Here is a 22096-nt window from a genome sequence, read left to right on the forward strand (position 1 = left end):
TTATGGTTGAGTGTTAAAATCGGCTGGACAATTGGTATTTTTTTGGACTTAATTCGCTTCAAGGGAACAATGCGAACAGACATCGGCGGAACCGGCAGAATAACAACAGCCGGTAGGTGGTAAAAAAGACGTGCACCTCGTCGTTGTCCGAAGCCATTTGGATCAGGAGGATCCTCGTTTCGGCGTTCGTCATGAATTTCCCGCGTAGTTCTTGCAGCGTTTCCGCTCTTTGAGGGCGGGAAGCAATTGATCGGGCCAATCGGGCAAATGCCTCTGAAGCCTTGTGCATGAGGGATCGGCAGAACTGGCGATCCCTATGGAGCGCTGGCCATTTATTGGACAGGCCAGCGGATTTTCGGATCGAGAACAGCGCCTTGGCATACAGGCGCGGAAAACAGGAGAGGGAAATGAAAACCAACGTTCTGAAAGGCTTGCTGCTTGCATCCAGCCTGCTGACGTCAGTCGGCTTTGCGCACGCAGCTGATGTAACGCTGACCGTGGAGAGCTGGCGTAACGATGACCTGCAGATCTGGCAGGACAAGATCATCCCGGCTTTCGAAGCCAAGAATCCGGGCATCAAGATCGTTTTCTCGCCGACGGCTCCGACCGAATATAACGCATCGCTGAATGCCAAGCTCGATGCCGGTTCCGCAGGCGACATCATCACTTGCCGCCCGTTCGACGCCTCGCTCGACCTCTTCAACAAGAAGCATCTTGCCGACCTCACCAGCCTGCCGGGCATCGAGAATTTCTCGGCAGTCGCCAAGGCTGCATGGTCCACGGACGACGGCAAGTCCACCTTCTGCGTGCCGATGGCTTCGGTCATCCACGGCTTCATCTACAACAAGGATGCCTTTGACAAGCTTGGCCTGAAGGTCCCGGCGACGCGCGATGACTTCTTTGCCGTTCTTGACAAGATCAAGGCTGACGGAACCTACATTCCGATGGCCATGGGCACCAAGGATCTGTGGGAAGCCGCAACCATGGGCTATCAGAACATCGGCCCGAACTACTGGAAGGGTGAGGAGGGCCGCGAGGCTCTTATTTCCGGCAAGGAAAAGCTGACGGATGCCGCCTGGGTCGATCCTTACAAGGAACTCGCCAAGTGGAAGCCTTATCTCGGCGATGGTTTCGAAGCGCAGGGTTATGCTGACAGCCAGAACCTCTTCACGCTCGGCAAGGCCGCCATCTACCCGGCCGGTTCCTGGGAAATCGCTCTGTTCAACACCCAGGCGCAGTTCAAGATGGGTGCCTTCCCGCCGCCGGTCGCAAAGGCTGGCGATACCGGCTACATCTCGGATCATCCGGATATCGGCGTCGGCCTGAATGCGAAGAGCGCACATCAGGAAGAAGCCAAGAAGTTCCTGAGCTGGGTCGCTTCCGACGAATTCGCCACCATCTATGCCAATTCGCTGCCGGGCTTCTTCAGCCTGAATTCGCATCCGGTGAAGATGAGCGATGCGCTCGCACAGGAGTTCGTGTCCTGGCGTGGCGATCACAAGTCGACCGTTCGCTCCACGTATCAGATCCTGTCGCGCGGCACGCCGAACCTGGAAAACGAAACCTGGACCGAATCCGCCAACGTGATCAACGGCACGGATACGCCGGAGCAGGCTGGCGTAAAGCTGCAGAAGGGTCTCGACAGCTGGTACAAGCCGGCCAAGTGATCATTGTGTAATACGGGCGAGGGGCCATCGGGCTCCTCGCCCTTTTTTCTTGTGATGGATAATCGGATTGGCGATCATATCGCCATTGCATTGCGACACACCCGACGTCGTTTCGATCCGGCCGCAGACCGGGGCAACGGGTGGATTTGAACCTTAGAGCTGCCGTCTCATCATGCAGCCAACAAGAACAGGCAGAAAGCCATGAGCGACGCTGACACGTCCTATATTGCCGAGGTCAAGCCGATCAGGCGTTCCACGCGCTGGCATATCCTCGTTTTCCTTTTCCCGGCTGTCGTCGTCTATACGGCGGTCATGATCCTGCCTCTGATCGAGACGCTGCGGCTGTCGCTCTACAACGTTGTTGACAATCAACCCGCCTTCGTCGGCCTGAACAACTTCAGGGTATTGTTCGGCGACGAACGCTGGTCGCATGATTTCTGGAATGCGCTACGCAACAACCTGATCTTCTTCGCCATCCATATGTGCGTGCAGAATCCGATCGGTGTCGCGCTGGCTGCGCTGCTGTCTCTGCCGAGGTTGCGGTTTGTCGCCTTCTACCGCACCGCCATTTTCCTGCCAACGCTACTTTCCTTTGTCGTCGTCGGCTTCATCTGGAAGCTGATCCTATCTCCGCTGTGGGGCGTTGCACCCGAGCTGCTGAGCATGATCGGCCTGAAGTCGTTCTTTGCGCCTTGGCTCGGCCGGCCAAGTACGGCGCTTATTACCGTCGCGCTGATCTCGGTCTGGCAATATGTCGGCATCCCGATGATGCTGATCTACGCCGCCCTGCTCAATATTCCAGAGGAGGTCATCGAAGCTGCCGAATGCGACGGCATTACCGGCTGGAGCCAGTTCTGGAAGATCAAGCTGCCGCTGGTGCTGCCGGCGATCGGTATCATTTCGATCCTGACCTTCGTCGGCAATTTCAACGCATTCGATCTGGTCTATACCGTGCAGGGGGCGTTGGCGGGGCCTGATGGCTCCACCGATATTCTCGGCACGCTTCTCTATCGCGTCTTCTTCGGCTTCCAGCTGCAGCTCGGGGATCGCTCGATGGGCGCCACCATCGCGACGGTGATGTTCCTGATCATCCTGGCCGGCGTTTCATTCTATCTTTTCATCGTCCAGCGGCGCATCCGTCGCTACCAGTTCTGAGGAGAGGCGACCATGTCCAAGGCGCGCACTTCCCTTGTCCGCACCGGCTTCGTGCATCTGGCGTTGATCGCCTACACGCTTGTTGCGCTATTTCCGGTGTTCCTGACAGTCATCAACTCCTTCAAGGATCGTGCGTCGATCTTCCGTGCACCCTTGAGCCTGCCGACGCCATCCTCATTCAGCATGATCGGTTATGACACGGTTCTGAAGCAGGGGGATTTCCTGACCTATTTCCAGAACAGCTTCGTGGTGACGATCGTATCGATCATCCTCACGCTACTGTTCGGCGCGATGGCAGCTTTTGCGCTGTCGGAATATCGCTTCCGCGGCAATACGGTGATGGGTCTTTATCTGGCGATCGGCATCATGATCCCGATCCGCCTTGGTACGGTTGCCATCCTGCAGGGAATGGTTGCCGCCGGCCTCGTCAATACGCTGACGGCGCTGATCCTCGTCTACACGGCACAGGGCCTGCCCCTGGCGATCTTCATCCTCTCGGAATTCATGCGAACCGTTTCCGACGACTTGAAGAATGCCGGTCGTATCGACGGTCTTAGCGAATATTCCATCTTCTTCCGTCTGGTCCTGCCACTGGTTCGCCCGGCAATGGCGACGGTCGCGGTCTTCACCATGATCCCGATCTGGAATGACCTCTGGTTCCCGCTGATCCTGGCACCGAGCGAAGCGACAAAGACCGTGACGCTTGGATCCCAGATCTTCATCGGACAGTTCGTCACGAACTGGAACGCCGTGCTGGCGGCTCTGACGCTCGCCATCCTGCCGATCCTCGTCCTCTACGTTATATTTTCGCGCCAACTTATTCGTGGCATTACGTCTGGAGCAGTCAAGTGAGCGTATCCGAAAAGCCGATCCGCGTTCTCGTCGCCGGCCTTGGCAATATGGGCCGCAGCCATGCGCTCGCCTATCACAACAATCCCGGCTTCGAGATTGTCGGTCTCGTCAACCGCTCCAGGCGGGAGCTGCCTGAGGAATTGCGGGGATATACGATCCATACGGATTTCGAGACGGCGTTGAAGGAGCTGAAGCCGGACCTCTGCTCCATCAACACCTATTCCGACAGCCATGCCGATTTCGCCGTCATGGCCTTCGAAGCGGGCTGCCACGTCTTTGTCGAGAAGCCGTTGGCCACGACGGTCGAAGATGCCGAGCGGGTCGTCGCGGCTGCCAAGAAGGCCGGCAAGAAGCTGACGATCGGCTATATCCTGCGCCACCACCCATCATGGATGCGGCTGATTGCCGAGGCCCGTAACCTTGGCGGCCCCTTTGTCTTCCGCATGAACCTCAATCAGCAATCGAGCGGCCCGACCTGGGAGACGCACAAGGCGCTGATGCAAAACACGTCGCCGATCGTCGATTGCGGCGTGCATTATGTCGACGTCATGTGCCAGATCACCGACGCCAAGCCTGTCGAGGTGCGTGGCATGGGCCTGCGGCTGTCGCAGGAGATCAAGCCGGACATGTATAATTACGGCCATCTGCAGGTGATTTTCGAGGACGGTTCCGTCGGTTGGTACGAGGCTGCCTGGGGACCGATGATTTCAGAGACGGCCTTCTTCGTGAAGGACGTGATGTCGCCGAACGGCTCGGTCTCGATCGTCATGGATCAGAATGCCAAGTCCGATGATATCGACATGCACACGAAGACATCCGTCATTCGGCTGCACAATGCCGAGACGGGACCAGGCGGCCAATTCATCCGGCCGGATCGCGATCTGCATATGGATGGCGAACCTGGCCATCAGGAGCTCTGCGATTTCGAGCAGGCCTTTATGCTCAAGGCCATCCGCGAGGATATCGACCTCAATCGCCATATGGCCGATGCCGTTCAATCGCTGCGTATCTGCCTTGCGGCAGACGAGAGCGTGCGCACCGGCAAGCCCGTTTATTTGTAAGGATAAGAGACTGTGGGATCGCTTCAACTGAAATCCATCCGCAAGGCCTATGGCAAGCATGATGTGCTGAAGGGTATCGACCTCGAAGTGCAGGATGGCGAGTTCGTCATCTTCGTCGGCCCTTCGGGTTGCGGCAAGTCGACCCTCTTGCGCAGCATTGCCGGTCTTGAAGACGTGACGTCGGGGACTGTGCTGATCAACGGCGAGGACGTGACCGTAACCCCGCCGGCAAAGCGTGGTATCTCCATGGTCTTTCAGTCCTACGCGCTCTATCCGCACCTGACCGTGAAGGACAATATGGGCCTGGGCCTGAAGCAGGCCGGCACTGCGAAAGACGAGATCGAAAGCCGCGTCGGCAAGGCATCCGGCATGCTGTCGCTCGAGCCTTATCTGGCGCGTCGCCCGGCCGAGCTTTCCGGCGGCCAGCGCCAGCGCGTCGCCATCGGCCGCGCCATCGTGCGCGAACCGGAGCTCTTTCTCTTTGACGAACCGCTGTCGAACCTCGATGCGGCCTTGCGCGTGCAGACGCGTCTGGAAATCGCGCGGCTGCACCGTAGCCTCAAGGCGACGATGATCTATGTCACCCATGATCAGGTCGAGGCGATGACGCTTGCCGACAAGATCGTCGTGCTCAATGCCGGCGCGATCGAGCAGATCGGCTCGCCAATGGAGCTTTACAACAGGCCAGCCAATGTCTTCGTTGCCGGTTTCATCGGTTCGCCACAGATGAATTTCGTTGCGGCGGAGAAGCTCGAGGATAGCGGGGCCAAGACCGTTGGTATCCGTCCCGAACATATTACATTGTCGCGCGAGCAGGGTACCTGGTCGGCCAAGGTCATTCACGTCGAACACCTCGGCGCCGACACGATCATCTATCTCGAATCCGATGTCACCGGTCTTCTGACCGTGCGTCTCTTCGGCGAGCATCAATACGAGCCGGACGAAATGGTTTATGCGACGCCGGATACCAGCCACATGCATCGCTTCGATCCGGACAACAAGGCGATCCGGGCATAAACTGGTCCCGTTGAGACGAAGCCATGGGCTTCGTCTCAACCGCCCGCGGTCGTGTGAACTATATCGTTATTCTTCATGCGAGCGTGAGGGATTGCCTGCCGTCAAAGCGGCTCGCTCGATGACCTCGGCAATGTGGACCGAAAGGACCGGGTCGGAGACGGCGCGAGCAAGCGTCAGGCCACCGCTCAGCGTTGCCAGGAGAACGATGGCGCGATCCTCGGCCGCTATTTCGGTTGAACTCCTGCTTTCCGGCAGACCGGCGGCGACGTCTGCAATGAGTTTTCTGAGCTCCACTGTATAGACGCGGCGCGTTTCCTCGTCGGCGCGCATCACATCGGGTGAAAGGCTGGGCAGCGTGCAGCTGTCACCGAGATCGCAGGTCCGCTTGTAGCCGAGATAGAAGCTGGCGAGCGCCTTTAGCCAGTCTTTCGGCTGGTTTTGCCTGAGTGCCAAGATTGCTTGGCGCAGCTCTTCCAATCCCTCCACGAGGGCGGTGCGAAACGCCTCGCTCTTGGACTTGAAGTGTCCATAGAAGGCGCCATTGGTAACGCCGGCAGCTTTTGTCAGCGCATCGATACCCGCGCCGCCATAGCCTTCCTTTCGAAATACCTGCCCTGCGGCCGCGACGACCCGCGTCCGGGTTTCTTCCTTATGTTCGGCGCTATAGCGCATTGCTGTCTCCATTGAGAGTGATTACTCTTTATAGCTTGCATAGAGAGTGATCGGTGTGTATCGTTAAAGAGTGATCGGTATATATCAAATGCCATCACAGGTCCAACAAGGAGATACCCCATGCCCATTACCCTTACCGTACCCGAAGGCCTGCTTTCGTCCGAAGCACAGGCGCGAGCTTTTGCCGGATTGACGGATGCGGTCCTCGATGTCGCCGGCTTGACCGGCAATGCCTTCATGACGGCCAATGTCATCGGCACGATCAATGTGCTTCCAGCCGAGCATGTTCTGGCCGCGGGAAGGCCGGTTGCGGCGGCCTTCATCGAACTCAAGCTGCCCGAGATCGCGTTGGCAACGGCCGAGGCCAAACGCGCCTTTATCGAGAAGGCAACCGAAGTCGTCGAGCGAGTTGCCGAAGGACGGATCAAGCGCGAGCACATCTGGTCCAACATAGTCTATGCGCCGGAGGGGGCTTGGGGCATTGCAGGGCATAGCTACAGCAATGCCGATCTGGTTGGCGCCATTCAAGATGCTGCCGCTGCCTAGGTAACATCGGGTGATTACTGCCTGAATGGCAGAGTTTTCTAAAGTGTCGGGCCGACGCGTGCGAACTCGCTGCGGTCCGACTGCAAGAGGGAAGCAAGACATGCAACTCGCCAATTATTTGTTCTTCACCACGCATTGTGAGGAGGCGCTTGCCTTTTATACCTCCTGTGGCCTTGGCCGGATCACGCTCCTGATCCGACACGGTGCCGATGGGATGCCGCTCGCTGACGATTCGATGCGAGGTATGGTGATGCATGCGCGCTTCGAAGGGCCTGGCGTGTTGTTTTTCGCGTCCGACAATCACGATGCCGAACCGATGCGCGGGTCCGCCCATATGCTTGTCATGGATACGCGTGAGAGCACCGACAGGATTTTTGCCGGATTGGCCGAGGGCGGTCGAGTGACGACGCCGCTCGCTGTCCAGCCGTGGGGCAGCTATTACGGCAAGCTGACAGATCGCTTCGGCGTCCAATGGATGGTGGATTGCGCCCAGTGACCGGCTGGTCGATGTGGAAGGGTGATAAATAGTCCGGTCGTCCGGACGAATTCATGTGATTGTCATGAGACTGCGCTATCACGGGGTCAGTCCACTCCAACGGCGAGCAGATCATGACAAACGCAGCATCCATCTATGCAACTTGGCATACAGAGCCGCAGGGCGATATCTCGATGGCGGAATCGCATAGTCCTTACTGGCGGCATTTCATCGAGACGGTGCCGGAGCGGGATTTCTCGTCGAAATCCGTCCTCGATTTCGGCTGCAATCGTGGCGGCTTTTTAAGACTGCTGCACGCCATGCGACCGTTCCGCCGTGGTGTCGGCATTGATATTGCCTCGGAATCTGTCGCAGCCGCCGTTGCTGCCGTCGGCAATATGCCGCTGCAGTTTCATGTCACGACCGACCTTTCTCCCTTTATCGATAGCTTCGATGTGGCCTTCAGCTACGAGGTCGTCTATCTGCTGCCGGAGCTTCGGCAGCATGCCGAGCAGATGTTTCAGGTGATGCGCAATGGTGGCGTCTATTATGCGGTCACTGGATGCCACAACGAAATGCCGCTCTGGCCGAAATGGCGCGAGCTGATCGGTGGCAACAGCAATGCGCCGGTACAGGATCGCTCGCCGCAGGATTACATCGAAGCCTTTGCCGCTGCCGGCTTCGATGTTTCCATGAGGCGTTTCGGCTATGACGGCTTCGTCCGCGCGACGAAAGACCGGAAATACTATCCGAGCATTCTCGATGCGCTGAGCTATCCGGCCGAATACAAGCTGCTGTTCCGCCTCGAAAAGCGCGTCTGAGATGGAAACGATTGACCGAAAGGGCGGCAGCGCCCTCTGGCATCAGATCGGCGAAATCCTGGCGGCTGATATTGCCGCCGGGACTCTGGCTCCGGGAGCGAGATTGCCGACCGAACCCGAGCTGATGGAGCGCTTCGGCGTCAGCCGGTTCACCGTCCGCCAGGCCCTTGGGCATCTGGAGCAGCGTGGGTTGGTTCGCGCCGAGCAGGGGCGGGGAACCTTCGTTCATAAGGGCGTGCTCGATTATACGCTCTCGAAGCGCACCCGTTTCCATAAGAACCTCATCGAGCAGGGCTTCGAGCCTGGTGGCGAGTTACTGGCCCATGAAATCCTGCCAGCGACAGAACGTGTTGCGCCATACCTGAAGCTGGTGGTCGGTGCGCTCGTCATCCATCGGCGCGGCGTCATGACTGCCGATGGTGTTCCTGTGGAACTCGGTGACACCTATTATCCCGCGGAGCGCTTTCCGGATTTCGACAAGGCGCGATTGCTGCATCCGACGATCACGGCGGCGCTCGCGAGCTATGGCATTACCGATTATGAGCGATTGTCGACCGAGATCGAGGCGCGGATGCCGACGGCCGAGGAAGCGCGGCTGCTGAGACAACCGAAATCGGTGCCGTTGCTCATCACCCGCAAGGTGGATGTTGATATGGATGGTGTCCCCATCGCGTTTTCGGAGTCGATGTGGTCTGCAGATCGCGTGATATTCAATGCCGAACTGCGATAACCTGCCTAGCGATGTGAGAGGATGTTGACGATCTTGCCGAAGGGGTCGCGGACATAGAAGCGTCGAACGCCCCACGGCTCGTCCGTAAGGTCATAGAGGATGCCGAAGCCCATTTTCGTGGCACGCTGATAAAGCGCGTCGACATCGTCAACCTCGATCGAGAGATCGGGGACGATCGTGCCCGAGCCGCCTTCGCTCGCAACGCTGATCTGCGGAACCGTTGCCGATTCGGATGCGAAGGTCAGGATCCAGCCGTGATCCATGACGATGTCGAGGCCGAGCAATTCGTTGTAGAAAAGGCGCGCGCTGGCGGGATCGGCGGCGGGCAGGTTGGGGATGATGCGCAGAACGGTCACTGAATTTGTCCCTTGAGAAATGGAGGCGGGCTCATTGCCGCGCCTCCATCATGCTAGCTCAGACCGTGACCGATGGCAGCAGCTTGGCGCGCTCATTGAGCAAATGCCGGCAGGCGCTTGCCACTTCGCGACCCTTGAGGATGAAGTGCTCCTTGAAGAACTGGATGTGGGCTTCCGATTCCTGGAAGTGATGCGGCGTCAGAACGGCGGAGAGGACCGGCACGCCGGTGTCGAGCTGTACGCGCATCATGGCATCGAGAACCGTGTTGGCAACGAATTCGTGGCGATAGATGCCGCCGTCGACAACGAAAGCGGTGGCGATAATCGCGGAATAACGGCCGTTGCGGGCGAGCGTCTGTGCATGCAGCGGAATTTCCAGTGCGCCCGGTACATCGAAGATGTCGATAGGCGATGCTCCTTCCGTCGTCTGCCATTCGGCAACGAAGGAATCCACGGAGCGATCAACGATATCGGCGTGCCAGCGAGCCCGAATGATCGCAATGCGGCTCGGCTGAGTGGAGATAGAAATGGTCATGAATTGTGCCTTTCAAGGGTTGGTATCAAATATCCCTTGGGCGAACACGCAGGCACGCAACACTCCTCTCGTCGAGAAGGATGCGACCTGCTTGCCCTCTTCCATCCGGACTATACCGTCGGCTCCGGCCTCTCACCGGATCTGCTGACCCTTCCGAAACCGGGAGGCGCTCGCGGGCTCGGGGAAGACCCCCATACCGCCGGTGGGGAATTCCACCCCGCCCTGAGAACGAGTGAACTATAAATCCATTTCAGCAGGGAAATCAAAGAAAAACGCCGGGCTTTTGGCCCGGCGTTGGCGAATAGTTTTCCAAAATTGCCCTGCCGTACAGGGCATATTCTCAGTCCTGAATGACCAGCAGATCGGATGAAGCGAAGCGCAGCGTGACCTTTTCGCCGACGCTTGGGGGCAGCATGCCGGGGCTGTTGAACATATCGAAGGAAATCGTATTCCCCGCGACGTTCATGCGGGTGCGGATGACCGAGCCCAGGAAGTGGGCCGAGGAAACTTCACCCGTCAGCGCGGTATCGCCCTTTGCCGATTCGGCCAGCGAGCCGGCTTCCGGACGCAAGGCGAGGGATACGGTGTCGCCCGGCTTGTAGGCCGTGACCGACTGTTTCAGGGTCACGCCCTGATCGCCGATCAAGATGCGGTTGCTATCGGGATCGACGACCTTGCCTTCGATCAGGTTCAGCGTGCCGACGAATGACGCGACGAAACGGGTGGCCGGGGTATTGTAGATTTCGAAGGGCGTGCCGATCTGATCGGCGCGGCCGGCATTCATGACGACGATACGGTCGGAGATCGAAAGCGCTTCTTCCTGATCGTGTGTCACGAAGACGGTGGTGATGCCGAGCTGTTGTTGAATGGCGCGGATTTCTTCGCGCAACGATACACGGATCTTCGCGTCCAGTGCGGACAGCGGTTCGTCGAGCAGGAGAACCTGCGGCTTGACGGCGATGGCGCGGGCAAGTGCCACGCGCTGCTGTTGGCCGCCGGACATCTGATACGGAAAGCGCCCGGCCAGATGATCGAGCTTGATGAGAGCAAGCATTTCCTTGACGCGCTTGTCGATCTCGGGCTTGGCCATGCCGGCAACCTTGAGACCGAAGGCGACGTTGTCATGTACCGTCATGTTCGGAAACAGCGCATAGGCCTGGAACACCATGCCGATATTGCGCTGGTTGGGCTTCAGCGCCCGCTGATCCTTGCCGTTGATCGTGAGCGAGCCGGCCGTCGGCGTTTCGAAGCCGGCTATCATGCGCAGCACGGTCGTCTTGCCGCAGCCCGAAGGCCCGAGGAAGGAGATGAATTCCCCCTTCTCGATTTGCATATTGAAATCATGGACGACGTGAATGTCGCCGAAGGACTTCTTGATGTGGGTCAGTTCGAGAAAAGCCATAGTGGGGAACCTTACGCCTTAATCGGAGCGGATTTTGAGAAACGGGAGACCAGCTGGAGGAGGGCCATGCTAAGCCAGGTCACAGCAAGCGCGATGATCGCCAAGGCCGACGGCTCATAGGCCTTGTTCGCGCCGACGAGCTGCATGTAGGGCCCAAACGCTGGACGATTGAGCAGTGATGCCATGGTGAATTCGCCCATGACGATCGCGAGGGTGATGAAAGCCCCGGAAAGCACACCGCTCATGACATTTGGAAAGATGCATTTGAACATGATCGTTGTCCATTTTGCACCAAGGCTTTCGGCTGCCTCTGTCAGCGTGCCGATATCGATGGTGCGCATCGCCGTATCCACTGAACGATACATATAGGGCAGGGATAATACAATGTAGGAACAGACAAGCAGAATGTTCGTCGTGGCGTTATAGCCGGTCAGCGGCAGGATCGACGACGAATTGTAGAGGCGGAGATAGCCGAAGACGATGACGATGGCGGGAATGACCAGCGGCATCAGCGTGATGAATTCTACGATCGGGCGGAGCTGAGGCAGTCGCAGCCGCACCCAATAGGCCGTCGGCACGACAAGCAGCATGCCGAAGATGATGGTCAGAAGCGCCATCAGCATGGAGAAGCCGAAGGCGACCAAAAAGCCGAAGTCCGAAAAGACCGAGGCATAGGCGTCGAAGCTGTAGGCGTTGCGCCGCATGCGCAGCGAAAATTCCAGGGTACCGATAAGCGGCACGATGAAGTAGATGAGCCCGATGGCGACCGCGATCCAGGCAAAGAATTTTTGCAGCTTCATTTTTGCCACCGTTCAGCGCGCATGCGCATCAAGATATAGATGACGTTCGAAATACCGGTGATGACGATCATGCCCAGTGCCAGCGCATAGCCGAGATTGGCGTTGTGCAGCACGTCGCCGCGGATTTGCGCGTAGAGCACGATCGGAACGATATTCAATGAGCTGCCGGTGAGCGCGATTGCCGTCGCGATGGCGCCAAAGGAATTGGCGAATAGCAGCAGCGTTGTGCCAAGCAGGCTGGGCCACAGGATCGGCAGCGCGACCATGAACCAATATTGCTTGTTGGTCGCCCCGAGAATGGAGGCAGCTTCGCGCCATTCCTTCTTCATGCCATCGAGTGCCGGCGTGATGATCAGCACCATCAGCGGGATCTGGAAGTACATGTAGGTGATGGTAAGGCCGATGAAGCTCAGAAGATTGAAGCCGGTCGAATAAAGATTGAAACCGAAATGAGCGAGCAACACGGTAACAAGACCCTGACGGCCTAACGTTGCGATGAACGAGAATGCCAGCGGCACGCCGGCGAAATTAGACGCGACGCCCGAGAAGGTCAGGAAAGCATGGCGGAGCCATGTGGGGAGGCCGCCAAGCACCAGCGCCCAAGCGAGATAGAAGCCTATGATCGCACCGCCGAGGGCTGACACGACCGAAATCTTGATACTGATCCAGTAGGCGCTCATGATCGTCGGCGTGAACAGATCGCCGATATTCTTGAACGTAAAGCTTCCGTCGGGCGTCAGAAAAGCGCCGGCGACGAGGTAGACTGTCGGGAAAATCAGAAACAGCAGCGCGAAGATCAGGAAGGGCGCAATGCCCAGCCAGTCAACAACCACGCGCTTGCTGATCAGGGGAGGAGAACTGATCGTTGATGTCGTGACGATGCTCATGATTGGCCCAATCCGCGGCGTCAAAAAAACGGAAAACCTCCCCGCCTAAGCGGGGAGGTCGTGTCAGGTTTGATTACTGTACGTTCGAACCGACGACAGAATCCCACTTGGTGGTGATGGCGGCCTTGCCGGCATCCTGCTCATCGAGCGTCGGGAAGACAGCCTTTTCGTAGGCAGCAGCCGGCGGCAGCTTGTCGAGAAGTTCCTGCGGAACCTTCTTGTTCTTCGCCAGGTCGTTGAAGCGGATCGGGTGGCAATAGCCCTTCAGCCAACCAATCTGACCTTCGTCGGAGTACAGGAATTCCATCCAGAGCTTGGCAGCATTCGGATGCGGAGCGTAGGCCGAGATCGCCTGGACGTAGACGCCTGCGATAACGCCCGAAGCCGGAACAGTGACGTCTACCGGCGGGTTGCCATTCAGGCTGTCACGCCAGGAAAGGCCGTTGTAGTCCCAGGCGACGACGATCGGCGTTGCGCCCTGAGCGAGCGATGCAGACTTGCCGATAACCGGAACGAAATTGCCAGCCTTGTTGAGCTTGGCGAAGTAGTCGAGACCAGCAGCGCCGACCTTGGTGGCATCCTTCTCGCCAGCAGCGAGACCAGCGGCGTAAACAGCCTGGACAGCCTGGTTCGAGGTGCGCGGATCGCCAGCGAGCGAAACGGTGTTGGCGTATTCCGGCTTCTGCAGGTCAGCCCAATCCTTCGGCGGGTTCTTTACGACGTCCTTGTTGGAGACGAAGGAGAGAACGCCGTAATAATCGCCATACCAGTAGCCTTCGGCATCCTTGGCGCTGTCCGGAATGGAGTCCCAGGTCGAAACCTTGTAAGGCTGCAGCAGGCCTTCCTTCTTGGCGGTCGGGCCGAAGGAGAGACCGACGTCGATGACGTCAGGAGCCTGGGGGCCGGTGTTGCCCTTGTTGGCGCGGATGGCTTCAACTTCATCGCCCGAACCGGCGTCTGGGTTCAGTTCGTTGACTTCGATGCCGTACTTCGCCTTGAACGCAGCGATCAGGTCGCCATAACCGCACCAGTTGTGGGGCAGGGCGATCGTGGTCAGCGTGCCTTCCTTCTTGGCGGCAGCGATAAGATCGGCGCTCGGTTCTGCGGCCGCAATAGCCGTCGAAGCGACGAGCATCGCAGTGGAGACTGCCAGAAGACGATGAATTTTAGAGATCACTGCATTTCCTCCTTTAGGGTTTTCAGTGCTGGCGTTGCTGTTAATGACGTTGCATGAAGGTTGTGTGACGGCTTCAAAGCATTGCGTTTACAGTAAACACGCATGATTTTGCTTCTAATCGCCAAGTGTGACAGCTGCTGCATTTCTCACCGCGTCACCCCCATGTATTTTCGTGGCTTCGTTCCCTCTAGTTCAGTTTGCGGAACAGCTGCGTTTGCTCGAAAAGACCTTCGAGCGTTTTCATGCGCTCGCTCGTCTCGTCCCAGGTCAGACTTTGCACGGCTTCGATCAGGGCTTCGACGATGAAGAGCGTGACGACCGATGAATCCCAGGCCGACGGCGCCTCGATTTGCACGCGGAAAGTGTGCTTGGCGTGCTTGGCCGCCGGCGTTACCCATTGATCGGTGAAGACGATGATCTCCGCGCCGCGACGGCGGGCGGCGTCGGCCAGATTGACCATTTCCTGCTCGTAACGCCTGATATCGAAGATCACGAGCAGATCGCCCGGATTCATATTCAACACATATTGCGGCCAGGTGCTGGAATTGGAGGAGAGTAGCGTCGTATTGGGGCGGATGACCTGCATGTGGGTGAAGAAATACTCGGCAAGCGCGCCGGTGATGCGACCGCCGACGAAATAGAGCCCGCGTTTGCGTTCGGACAGCAGGGCTGCAACGCCGTCGAACGTCGCGGCGTCGATATCGGAAAGCGTCTGGCGGAGATTATTCGTAATGGCATCGGCGAAGCGATTGAGAATATGGGTGCCTGGCGCATTCGATGCCCAGCGATCATGCTTTGTCAGTGGGTTGGAGATCGTCGCCTCGACCTCCTGATGAAGATGGGATTGGAAGTCCGGGTAGCCCTTGTATCCGAGTTTCTGAACCATGCGCGCCACGGTCGGCGTGGATACGCGGGCATTCTCCGCGACTGTCGTGATGCTGCCCAAACCCGAAACAGGGTAGTTGTCGAGCAGACTCTTAGCCAGCTGCTTTTCGGCACGCGTCAGCGTGTCAAAGCGCGCGTTGATCACGTCAGAAACTGTCTTCGACGCATTGTTCACTCGATTTTTGCTCCCCGGGACGGTCTTATGCCAGTCTCCTGCGAGGATATAACAACGCTGTCACATTTCGAGTCAATGTCACAAATGAAGAAATAATTTCAGTTTCGGGTTGACACCGACCAAAACCTGAAGAATTCTTTTCTTATAAACATTTTATTAATCGGCGATGGGGCGTCCCGGATGCTTGCACAGCAAGGCATTTTGACGAAGGCGGACGGTGATTGTGTTGCGGTCGAAAGGCCGCACGGAAGCAGTGCGATTTTTATCATTTGCGAACATGCTTCCCGCGCCTTGCCCGAGCGGTTCGGAGACCTGGGGCTCTCCGCCGAGGCGCTTTCCAGCCATATCGCCTGGGATCCGGGCGCACTCGCGGTTGCAAAGAAGATTTCGTCAGGTCTCGATGCGACCCTGGTCTATCAGCGCTTCTCACGGCTGATCTATGACTGCAATCGCCCGCCGGAAAGCGCCGGCGCCATGCCGGAGACGAGCGAGATCTATATAATTCCGGGCAATCAGCGCCTGGACGAGGCGGGTCGGCAGGCGCGTACGGAGGGCCTTTATATCCCGTTTCATGACCGTATCCGGTCACTGCTGAAAGAAAGGGCGGCGCGCGGACAAAAAACCGTGATCGTGACAATCCACAGCTTCACGCCGATCTATAACGGCAAGCCGCGTGCTGTGGAGCTTGGCATTCTGCATGACGAGGACCATTGGCTGGCCGATCGCATGCTGGACGCAGCGGCTGAAGCGCCGCTTTATCAGACTGAACGTAACCAACCTTACGGGCCTGAAGATGGTGTCACCCATACGCTGAAGCTGCATGGGATCGCCAATGGTTTGCATAACGTAATGATAGAGGTCCGCAACGACCTCATCCAGTACGACGTCGGCCAAGGGGTCGTGGCCGATTATCTGACTGGGCTTCTCCAGAGCAGTCTGGAAGCCTGAGCATAAAAAGAAAAAGACCCCGGGGAGCAGTTCAACTGCGATCAAGGCGGCGTGCCGAAAGGCGGGCCGCTCAGTGCACATGGTTCTCCGCAATCCCGCGGACGACAGGGCTTTAGGGGAGTGACATGCCGGAATATACAGACTTAGACAAGAAGCAGGATGTGCATATCCTGCACTCCATGGGCTACGCCCAGGAGCTGGAACGGCGCATGAGTTCGTTTTCGAATTTCGCCATTTCCTTCTCCATCATCTGCATTCTATCGGGTGGTATCAATTCGCTCGCGCAGGCGACATCGGGCGCCGGCGGTGCCGCCATCGGCATCGGCTGGCCGCTCGGCTGCCTGATTTCCGGCGTTTTCGCTCTCTCCATGGCGCAGATTTCGTCGGCCTATCCGACTGCCGGCGGCCTTTATCACTGGGGTTCGATCCTCGGTAACCGCTTCACCGGCTGGCTGACGGCGTGGCTCAATCTGCTCGGCCTGATCACTGTTCTCGGTGCGATCAACGTCGGGACATGGGGCTTCTTCAGCGGCTCCATCGCCAGCTGGTTCGGCATTGCCGTCGACACGAATACATCGGCGGGTTTTGCCAACCAGATCATCTTCGTTGCCGTCATCACCGGGCTGCAAGCCCTGATCAACCACTTCGGCATCAAGCTGACGGCAAAGCTGACGGATATGTCCGGCTACCTGATCTTCGCTGCCGCGATCGCGTTGACCATCGTTTGCCTCATCGGCGTCAAGAGCTGGGATATCAGCCGCATCTGGACGTTCACCAACTACTCCGGCACGCCGGAAGGTGATTCATCGGTCTGGCCGAAGATGGAGAATATCTGGTACGTCTTCGCCCTTGGCCTGTTGCTGCCGATCTACACGATCACCGGTTACGATGCCTCGGCGCATACCTCCGAAGAAACCGTCAAGGCATCCAGCTCGGTGCCGCGCGGCATGGTTTCCTCGGTCTGGTGGTCCTCTTTCTTCGGCTATATCATGTTGCTCGCCTTCCTGCTGGCGATACCGGACATGAACGAAGCCTCGAAGCAGGGCTGGAACGTCTTCTTCTGGACGATCAACAGCATCACCAATCCTGTCGTCGCCAATATACTCTACGTGGCGATCTTCATCTCGCAGCTCCTGTGCGGTCTTGCGACCGTGACATCGGCTTCGCGCATGATCTATGCCTTCTCGCGCGATGGCGGCCTGCCGTTTTCGAAGGCGCTTGCCAGCGTCAGCCCGAAGTTCAGGACGCCTTCCGTCGCTATCTGGACGGCTGCGGTTCTTGCCGTGCTGTTCGTCTGGGGTGCGTCGCTCGTCACGATCGCCGGCTCCTCGGCCTATACCATCGTCGTGTCGTGCACGGTCATCTTCCTTTTCCTCTCCTTCACCGTGCCGATCGTACTCGGCATCAAGGCGATCGGAACTGCGAAATGGCCGAAAATGGGGCCATGGAACATGGGTATCGGCCTCTACAAGGTGGTCTCGGTTCTCGTGATCCTTGCCATGGCGATCATCTTCATCATTGGTGTGCAGCCACCGAATGAATGGGCGCTTTACATTACGATTGGCTTCCTGGTGCTGACCGCGATCGTTTGGTTCGCCTTTGAAAAGCGTCGTTTCCAGGGGCCGCCGATTGGCGACATGATTGCCAAGCGTCAGGCCGATATTGCTGCCGCCGAACGGGCCGTCGGCGAGACGTGATCCTCAGATATCATCGATCCGGCGGGGGCCGCTGTCGCGGCCCCATCCAACTTGACGAGCGGCTTAGGTAATATGTCCCGCAGCGCTCCGGCCGATCACTCTTCTATCTTTCAGGCGGATTAATCATGACCACTAGCTATACGTTCGACGACCTCAAGAAGGATGTGGCCGAAGGGCGCATCGACACGGTTCTGGCATGCCAGGTGGATATGCAGGGCCGCTTGATGGGGAAGCGCTTCCAGGCGGAATTCTTCGTCGAAAGCGCCTGGAAGGAAACGCATAGCTGCAACTATCTGCAGGCGACCGACATCGAGATGGAAACCGTCTCCGGCTACAAGTCGACCAGCTGGGAAAAGGGCTATGGCGACTATACGATGAAGCCCGATCTTGCGACGCTTCGTCGAATTCCATGGTTGGAAGGCACGGCGTTGGTGCTGTGCGACGTGCTTGATCATCACACGCATGAAGAAGTGGCGCATTCGCCGCGCGCGATCCTGAAAAAGCAGATCAAGCGCCTTGAGGCGATGGGCATGAAGGCCTACATGGCCTCGGAGCTTGAATTCTTCCTGTTCGACCAGAGCTATGACAGTGCTCGCGAATCCGGCTACCGCAACCTCAATCTCGTCAGCGGCTACAACGAGGACTATCACATCTTCCAGACCACCAAGGAAGAGGATGTGATGCGGGCGATCCGCAAGGGGCTGCAGGGCGCCGAAATCCCGGTCGAGAACTCCAAGGGCGAGGCCTCGGCCGGCCAGGAGGAAATCAACGTGCGCTATGCCGACGCCCTGACCATGGCCGACCGCCATACGATCATCAAGAATGGCTGCAAGGAAATTGCCTGGTCGAAGGGCAAGGCCATCACCTTCCTGGCAAAGTGGAACTACAGCGCCGCCGGCAGCTCGTCGCATATCCATCAGTCGCTCTGGAGCGCCGATGGCAAGACGCCGCTGTTCTTCGACAAGGAGCAGGAACACGGCATGACGCCGCTGATGAAGCACTATGTCGCCGGTCTTTTGAACCATGCCAGCGAAATCACCTATTTCCTGGCGCCCTACATCAATTCCTACAAGCGCTTCGTTGCCGGCACTTTTGCGCCCACCAAGGCGATCTGGAGCACGGATAATCGCACGGCCGGTTATCGCCTGTGCGGCGCCGAGACCAAGGGCATCCGCATCGAATGCCGCGTCGGCGGCTCCGACCTTAACCCTTATCTGGCGTTCGCCGCTTTGATCGCTGCCGGTCTTAATGGCATCGAAAACAAGCTCGAACTGGAAGCGCCGTTTGTCGGGGATGCCTATGGCGCGCGCGAAGTTCGCGAGATACCGCGCACGCTGCGCGGTGCGACCGAGGCCCTTGCCAATTCGAAGATGCTGCGTGCTGCTTTCGGCGACGATGTCATCGATCACTACACCCGCGCTGCCGAATGGGAGCAGGAAGAGTACGATCGTCGCATCACCGATTGGGAAGTGGCGCGCGGATTCGAAAGGGCGTAAGGCTGCTTGCGATCTGCCTTCTGCCCGATTTTCATTCTATGGTCGGGTAGGGGCATGAGGATGCTCCGCACGTCTGTCTTTTGCCTCTAAGCAATGGTGCAGGCGACGGGCTGTGAAGCATCGGATAATCAAATTGTTGGCGATGAAAACAGGAATTCGATCATGACCATGATCACATGCGTCTCCCCGGTGAACGGAGAGGTTTATGCTGAACGTCCGGCCTTGTCGCTGGATGCGGCCAAAGAAGTGGTGGCCCGCGCCCGCAAGGCGCAAAAGGATTGGGCTCGCCGCCCGCTCGAAGATCGTGTCCAGCTCGTGCTGAAGGGCACCGCCCGTCTCAATGAGATGGCCGATGTCGTCGTGCCGGAGCTTACCTGGCAGATGGGCCGGCCGATCAAGTATGGCGGCGAATATCGCGGCTTCAACGAGCGCTCTAACTATGTTGCCTCTATCGCCGCCGATGCGCTTGCGCCGCTGGTTGTCGAAGACAGCGCGAATTTCGCGCGGCGCATCGAGCGTGAAGCACATGGCGTCGTCTTTGTCATTGCTCCCTGGAACTACCCCTATATGACGGCGATCAACACGATCGCGCCGGCGCTGATGGCCGGCAATACCGTGATCCTCAAGCATGCGAGCCAGACGCTGTTGGTCGGCGAGCGGCTGGTACAGGCGTTCGTCGAGGCAGGCGTTCCCGCTGACGTCTTCCAGAACGTTTTCCTCGATCACGAAACGACCTCGGCACTGATTGCTGCCGGCAGCTTCAATTTCGTCAATTTCACCGGCTCCGTCGAAGGCGGCCGCTCCATCGAGCGCGCTGCCGCCGGCACCTTCACCAGCCTCGGGCTTGAACTCGGCGGCAAGGATCCGGGCTATGTGATGGAAGACGCCGATCTTGACGCCGCCGTCGACACACTGATGGATGGCGCGACCTTCAATTCCGGCCAGTGCTGCTGCGGTATCGAGCGCATCTATGTGCACGAGTCGCTGTACGACAGCTTCGTCGAGAAGTCCGTTGCCTGGGTTTCGAACTACAAGCTCGGTAATCCGCTCGATCCGGAAACGTCGCTCGGACCGATGGCGCATAAGCGCTTCGCCAAGGTCGTGCGCGAGCAGATCGCCGATGCGGTTGCGAAGGGCGCCAAGGCGCTGGTCGATCCCAAGCTGTTCCCGGCCGACGACGGCGGCGCCTATCTCGCACCGCAGATCCTCGTCAATGTCGATCATTCGATGGCCTTCATGCGCGAGGAGACCTTTGGTCCGGCCGTCGGCATCATGAAGGTGAAGAGCGATGCCGAGGCACTGGAGCTGATGAATGACAGCCCCTATGGCCTGACGGCCTCGCTCTGGACCAAGGATGTCGAACGCGCCTCGCGCATCGGCCGCGAGATCGAAACCGGCACCGTCTTCATGAACCGTGCCGACTATCTTGATCCGGCGCTTTGCTGGACCGGTGTCAAGGAAACCGGTCGCGGCGGCTCGCTGTCGATCATCGGCTTCCACAATCTGACCCGTCCGAAATCCTATCACCTGAAGAAAGTAACAGCATGAGCAATATCTCAGCCAATTGGAGCTATCCGAACGCCTTCAAGCTCGGCCGCGGCCGGATCAAGGAACTGGCGGACGCCTGCAAGAGCCTGGGCATGAAGAAGCCGCTCCTGGTCACGGACCGGGGGCTTGCCTCGATGGCGATCACCAAGACCGCGCTCGACATTCTGGAAGATGCCGGCCTCGGCCGCGCCATTTTCGCCGACGTCGATCCGAACCCGAATGAGAAAAACCTCGAAGCCGGCGTCAAGGCTTTCAAGGATGGCGGCCATGATGGCGTTGTCGCTTTTGGCGGCGGCTCCGGTCTCGATCTCGGCAAGTGCGTCGCCTTCATGGTCGGCCAGACCCGGCCGGTATGGGATTTCGAAGATATCGGCGACTGGTGGACCCGCGCCAGCGTCGAGGGCATTGCCCCGATCGTTGCCGTGCCGACCACCGCGGGCACCGGCTCTGAAGTCGGTCGCGCCAGCGTCATCACCAATTCCGCCACGCATGTGAAGAAGATTATCTTCCATCCGAAGTTCCTTCCGGGCGTCGTCATCGCCGATACGGAACTGACCGTGGGCATGCCGAAGGTCATCACGGCCGGTACCGGCATGGATGCGTTTGCCCATTGCCTGGAAGCCTATTCCTCGCCTTTCTATCATCCGATGTCGGCCGGTATCGCGCTGGAAGGCATGCGTTTGGTCAAGGAATTCCTGCCACGCGCCTATCGCGAAGGAACCGATCTTGAAGCCCGCGCCAATATGATGAGCGCTGCCGCCATGGGTGCTGTCGCCTTCCAGAAGGGTCTTGGCGCTATTCACGCACTGTCGCACCCGATCGGCGCTGTCTACAACACCCATCACGGCATGACCAATGCCGTCGTCATGCCAGCCGTCCTGCGCTTCAACCGCAAGGCCATCGAGGAGAAGATTGCCCGTGCTGCAGCCTATCTCGGCATTTCGAGCGGGTTCGACGGCTTTTATGATTACGTGCTGCAATTGCGCGCCGAACTCGGCGTTCCCGAAAGCCTCTCGGCCATGGGTATTGCGCCCGACCGGATCGATGAGCTCTCGGCGATGGCGATCGAAGATCCAAGCGCCGGTGGCAATCCGGTGCCGTTGACGCTGGAAAACACCAAGGCATTGTTCCGCGATTGCTTCTGAAAAAGCCATTGATGTGCTGCGCTTGAATTGCGGCGCATCAGTTAGCGAA

22 protein-coding genes and 1 riboswitch are annotated in these 22096 nt (G+C 58.3%); of the genes, 14 read left to right on the top strand and 8 right to left on the bottom strand.

Annotated elements, in window-relative coordinates; all coding sequences use genetic code 11:
* The first annotated feature begins 407 nt into the window (after positions 1 to 407).
* From BSK43_RS18430 to BSK43_RS18450, 5 genes are all read left to right on the top strand, one after another.
* Positions 408 to 1667: an ABC transporter substrate-binding protein gene (locus BSK43_RS18430; protein ID WP_077469144.1), complete on the top strand. Its 1260-nt coding sequence runs from the start codon at positions 408 to 410 to the stop codon at positions 1665 to 1667.
* 201 nt (positions 1668 to 1868) lie between these two features.
* On the top strand, positions 1869 to 2822 hold the full coding sequence (locus BSK43_RS18435; RefSeq protein WP_077469142.1) for a sugar ABC transporter permease: 954 nt from the start codon (positions 1869 to 1871) through the stop codon (positions 2820 to 2822).
* Positions 2823 to 2834: 12 nt separating this feature from the next.
* The gene (locus tag BSK43_RS18440) at positions 2835 to 3674 is read left to right on the top strand and encodes a carbohydrate ABC transporter permease (RefSeq protein ID WP_068398258.1); all 840 of its coding nucleotides are present in this window, start codon (positions 2835 to 2837) and stop codon (positions 3672 to 3674) included.
* Positions 3671 to 4735: a Gfo/Idh/MocA family oxidoreductase gene (locus BSK43_RS18445; RefSeq protein ID WP_077469140.1), complete on the top strand. Its 1065-nt coding sequence runs from the start codon at positions 3671 to 3673 to the stop codon at positions 4733 to 4735. Before BSK43_RS18440 ends, BSK43_RS18445 begins: the two co-directional genes overlap by 4 nt.
* A 12-nt stretch (positions 4736 to 4747) precedes the next feature.
* Complete coding sequence (locus BSK43_RS18450) at positions 4748 to 5752, top strand: ATP-binding cassette domain-containing protein (RefSeq protein ID WP_077469139.1); 1005 nt, start codon at positions 4748 to 4750, stop codon at positions 5750 to 5752.
* A gap of 66 nt (positions 5753 to 5818) precedes the next feature.
* Here BSK43_RS18450 and BSK43_RS18455 read toward each other — a convergent pair whose 3' ends face one another.
* On the bottom strand, positions 5819 to 6424 hold the full coding sequence (locus BSK43_RS18455) for a TetR/AcrR family transcriptional regulator (RefSeq protein WP_077469137.1): 606 nt from the start codon (positions 6422 to 6424) through the stop codon (positions 5819 to 5821).
* A gap of 120 nt (positions 6425 to 6544) precedes the next feature.
* Here BSK43_RS18455 and BSK43_RS18460 point away from each other — a divergent pair, with 120 nt between their 5' ends.
* The 4 genes from BSK43_RS18460 to phnF all read left to right on the top strand — a co-directional run bounded on the left by BSK43_RS18460 (position 6545) and on the right by phnF (position 8996).
* Complete coding sequence (locus tag BSK43_RS18460; RefSeq protein ID WP_077469135.1) at positions 6545 to 6970, top strand: tautomerase family protein; 426 nt, start codon at positions 6545 to 6547, stop codon at positions 6968 to 6970.
* 100 nt (positions 6971 to 7070) lie between these two features.
* On the top strand, positions 7071 to 7466 hold the full coding sequence (locus tag BSK43_RS18465) for a VOC family protein (RefSeq protein WP_077469133.1): 396 nt from the start codon (positions 7071 to 7073) through the stop codon (positions 7464 to 7466).
* Between the two features lie 113 nt (positions 7467 to 7579).
* A complete protein-coding gene (locus tag BSK43_RS18470) occupies positions 7580 to 8266 on the top strand; it encodes a methyltransferase domain-containing protein (protein ID WP_077469131.1) in 687 nt (228 codons plus the stop codon).
* Between the two features lies 1 nt (position 8267).
* Positions 8268 to 8996 carry a phosphonate metabolism transcriptional regulator PhnF gene (phnF, locus tag BSK43_RS18475; RefSeq protein WP_077469129.1) on the top strand — a complete coding sequence of 243 codons (729 nt, stop codon included), beginning with the start codon at positions 8268 to 8270 and terminating at the stop codon, positions 8994 to 8996.
* A 5-nt stretch (positions 8997 to 9001) separates the two neighbouring features.
* Here phnF and BSK43_RS18480 read toward each other — a convergent pair whose 3' ends face one another.
* From BSK43_RS18480 to BSK43_RS18510, 7 genes are all read right to left on the bottom strand, one after another.
* Positions 9002 to 9352, bottom strand: coding sequence for a VOC family protein (locus tag BSK43_RS18480; protein WP_077469127.1), 351 nt, complete (start codon positions 9350 to 9352; stop codon positions 9002 to 9004).
* A gap of 58 nt (positions 9353 to 9410) precedes the next feature.
* Positions 9411 to 9887 (bottom strand): 6,7-dimethyl-8-ribityllumazine synthase, encoded by a 477-nt coding sequence (locus BSK43_RS18485; RefSeq protein ID WP_077469125.1) that lies wholly within the window; start codon positions 9885 to 9887, stop codon positions 9411 to 9413.
* Between the two features lie 89 nt (positions 9888 to 9976).
* Positions 9977 to 10121, bottom strand: a riboswitch (FMN riboswitch).
* 106 nt (positions 10122 to 10227) lie between these two features.
* Positions 10228 to 11289, bottom strand: a complete 1062-nt coding sequence (locus BSK43_RS18490) for an ABC transporter ATP-binding protein (protein WP_077469123.1) — start codon at positions 11287 to 11289, stop codon at positions 10228 to 10230.
* A gap of 11 nt (positions 11290 to 11300) precedes the next feature.
* Positions 11301 to 12089, bottom strand: coding sequence for an ABC transporter permease (locus tag BSK43_RS18495; protein ID WP_068398287.1), 789 nt, complete (start codon positions 12087 to 12089; stop codon positions 11301 to 11303).
* Positions 12086 to 12976 carry an ABC transporter permease subunit gene (locus BSK43_RS18500; protein ID WP_077469121.1) on the bottom strand — a complete coding sequence of 297 codons (891 nt, stop codon included), beginning with the start codon at positions 12974 to 12976 and terminating at the stop codon, positions 12086 to 12088. Before BSK43_RS18500 ends, BSK43_RS18495 begins: the two co-directional genes overlap by 4 nt.
* A 73-nt stretch (positions 12977 to 13049) precedes the next feature.
* Complete coding sequence (locus BSK43_RS18505) at positions 13050 to 14153, bottom strand: ABC transporter substrate-binding protein (protein WP_077469119.1); 1104 nt, start codon at positions 14151 to 14153, stop codon at positions 13050 to 13052.
* A 187-nt stretch (positions 14154 to 14340) separates the two neighbouring features.
* A complete protein-coding gene (locus tag BSK43_RS18510; protein ID WP_077469117.1) occupies positions 14341 to 15213 on the bottom strand; it encodes a MurR/RpiR family transcriptional regulator in 873 nt (290 codons plus the stop codon).
* A 180-nt stretch (positions 15214 to 15393) separates the two neighbouring features.
* Here BSK43_RS18510 and BSK43_RS18515 point away from each other — a divergent pair, with 180 nt between their 5' ends.
* The 5 genes from BSK43_RS18515 (at position 15394) to BSK43_RS18535 (ending at position 22047) form a co-directional block, all read left to right on the top strand.
* Complete coding sequence (locus tag BSK43_RS18515) at positions 15394 to 16161, top strand: N-formylglutamate amidohydrolase (RefSeq protein ID WP_077469115.1); 768 nt, start codon at positions 15394 to 15396, stop codon at positions 16159 to 16161.
* A 125-nt stretch (positions 16162 to 16286) separates the two neighbouring features.
* The gene (locus BSK43_RS18520; protein WP_077469113.1) at positions 16287 to 17858 is read left to right on the top strand and encodes an amino acid permease; all 1572 of its coding nucleotides are present in this window, start codon (positions 16287 to 16289) and stop codon (positions 17856 to 17858) included.
* Positions 17859 to 17983: 125 nt separating this feature from the next.
* Complete coding sequence (locus BSK43_RS18525) at positions 17984 to 19354, top strand: glutamine synthetase family protein (RefSeq protein ID WP_077469111.1); 1371 nt, start codon at positions 17984 to 17986, stop codon at positions 19352 to 19354.
* 162 nt (positions 19355 to 19516) lie between these two features.
* The gene (locus BSK43_RS18530) at positions 19517 to 20902 is read left to right on the top strand and encodes an aldehyde dehydrogenase family protein (protein WP_136687100.1); all 1386 of its coding nucleotides are present in this window, start codon (positions 19517 to 19519) and stop codon (positions 20900 to 20902) included.
* Positions 20899 to 22047: an iron-containing alcohol dehydrogenase gene (locus BSK43_RS18535; RefSeq protein WP_077469109.1), complete on the top strand. Its 1149-nt coding sequence runs from the start codon at positions 20899 to 20901 to the stop codon at positions 22045 to 22047. The genes BSK43_RS18530 and BSK43_RS18535 overlap by 4 nt, the downstream gene beginning before the upstream one ends.
* Positions 22048 to 22096 lie beyond the last annotated feature (49 nt).

It is taken from the genome of Rhizobium sp. P44RR-XXIV (assembly GCF_001999485.2).
Lineage (GTDB): Bacteria > Pseudomonadota > Alphaproteobacteria > Rhizobiales > Rhizobiaceae > Rhizobium.

Bases quoted from the DNA above. Each gene is read 5' to 3' on its own strand.
- phnF (WP_077469129.1), top strand. From the start codon at position 8,268: ATGGAAACGATTGACCGAAAGGGCGGCAGCGCCCTCTGGCATCAGATC.
- BSK43_RS18470 (WP_077469131.1), top strand. From the start codon at position 7,580: ATGACAAACGCAGCATCCATCTATGCAACTTGGCATACAGAGCCGCAG.
- BSK43_RS18530 (WP_136687100.1), top strand. From the start codon at position 19,517: ATGACCATGATCACATGCGTCTCCCCGGTGAACGGAGAGGTTTATGCT.
- BSK43_RS18485 (WP_077469125.1), bottom strand. From the start codon at position 9,887: ATGACCATTTCTATCTCCACTCAGCCGAGCCGCATTGCGATCATTCGG.
- BSK43_RS18515 (WP_077469115.1), top strand. From the start codon at position 15,394: ATGCTTGCACAGCAAGGCATTTTGACGAAGGCGGACGGTGATTGTGTT.
- BSK43_RS18460 (WP_077469135.1), top strand. From the start codon at position 6,545: ATGCCCATTACCCTTACCGTACCCGAAGGCCTGCTTTCGTCCGAAGCA.
- BSK43_RS18465 (WP_077469133.1), top strand. From the start codon at position 7,071: ATGCAACTCGCCAATTATTTGTTCTTCACCACGCATTGTGAGGAGGCG.
- BSK43_RS18520 (WP_077469113.1), top strand. From the start codon at position 16,287: ATGCCGGAATATACAGACTTAGACAAGAAGCAGGATGTGCATATCCTG.
- BSK43_RS18495 (WP_068398287.1), bottom strand. From the start codon at position 12,089: ATGAAGCTGCAAAAATTCTTTGCCTGGATCGCGGTCGCCATCGGGCTC.
- BSK43_RS18455 (WP_077469137.1), bottom strand. From the start codon at position 6,424: ATGCGCTATAGCGCCGAACATAAGGAAGAAACCCGGACGCGGGTCGTC.
- BSK43_RS18440 (WP_068398258.1), top strand. From the start codon at position 2,835: ATGTCCAAGGCGCGCACTTCCCTTGTCCGCACCGGCTTCGTGCATCTG.
- BSK43_RS18435 (WP_077469142.1), top strand. From the start codon at position 1,869: ATGAGCGACGCTGACACGTCCTATATTGCCGAGGTCAAGCCGATCAGG.
- BSK43_RS18500 (WP_077469121.1), bottom strand. From the start codon at position 12,976: ATGAGCATCGTCACGACATCAACGATCAGTTCTCCTCCCCTGATCAGC.
- BSK43_RS18430 (WP_077469144.1), top strand. From the start codon at position 408: ATGAAAACCAACGTTCTGAAAGGCTTGCTGCTTGCATCCAGCCTGCTG.
- BSK43_RS18535 (WP_077469109.1), top strand. From the start codon at position 20,899: ATGAGCAATATCTCAGCCAATTGGAGCTATCCGAACGCCTTCAAGCTC.
- BSK43_RS18525 (WP_077469111.1), top strand. From the start codon at position 17,984: ATGACCACTAGCTATACGTTCGACGACCTCAAGAAGGATGTGGCCGAA.
- BSK43_RS18490 (WP_077469123.1), bottom strand. From the start codon at position 11,289: ATGGCTTTTCTCGAACTGACCCACATCAAGAAGTCCTTCGGCGACATT.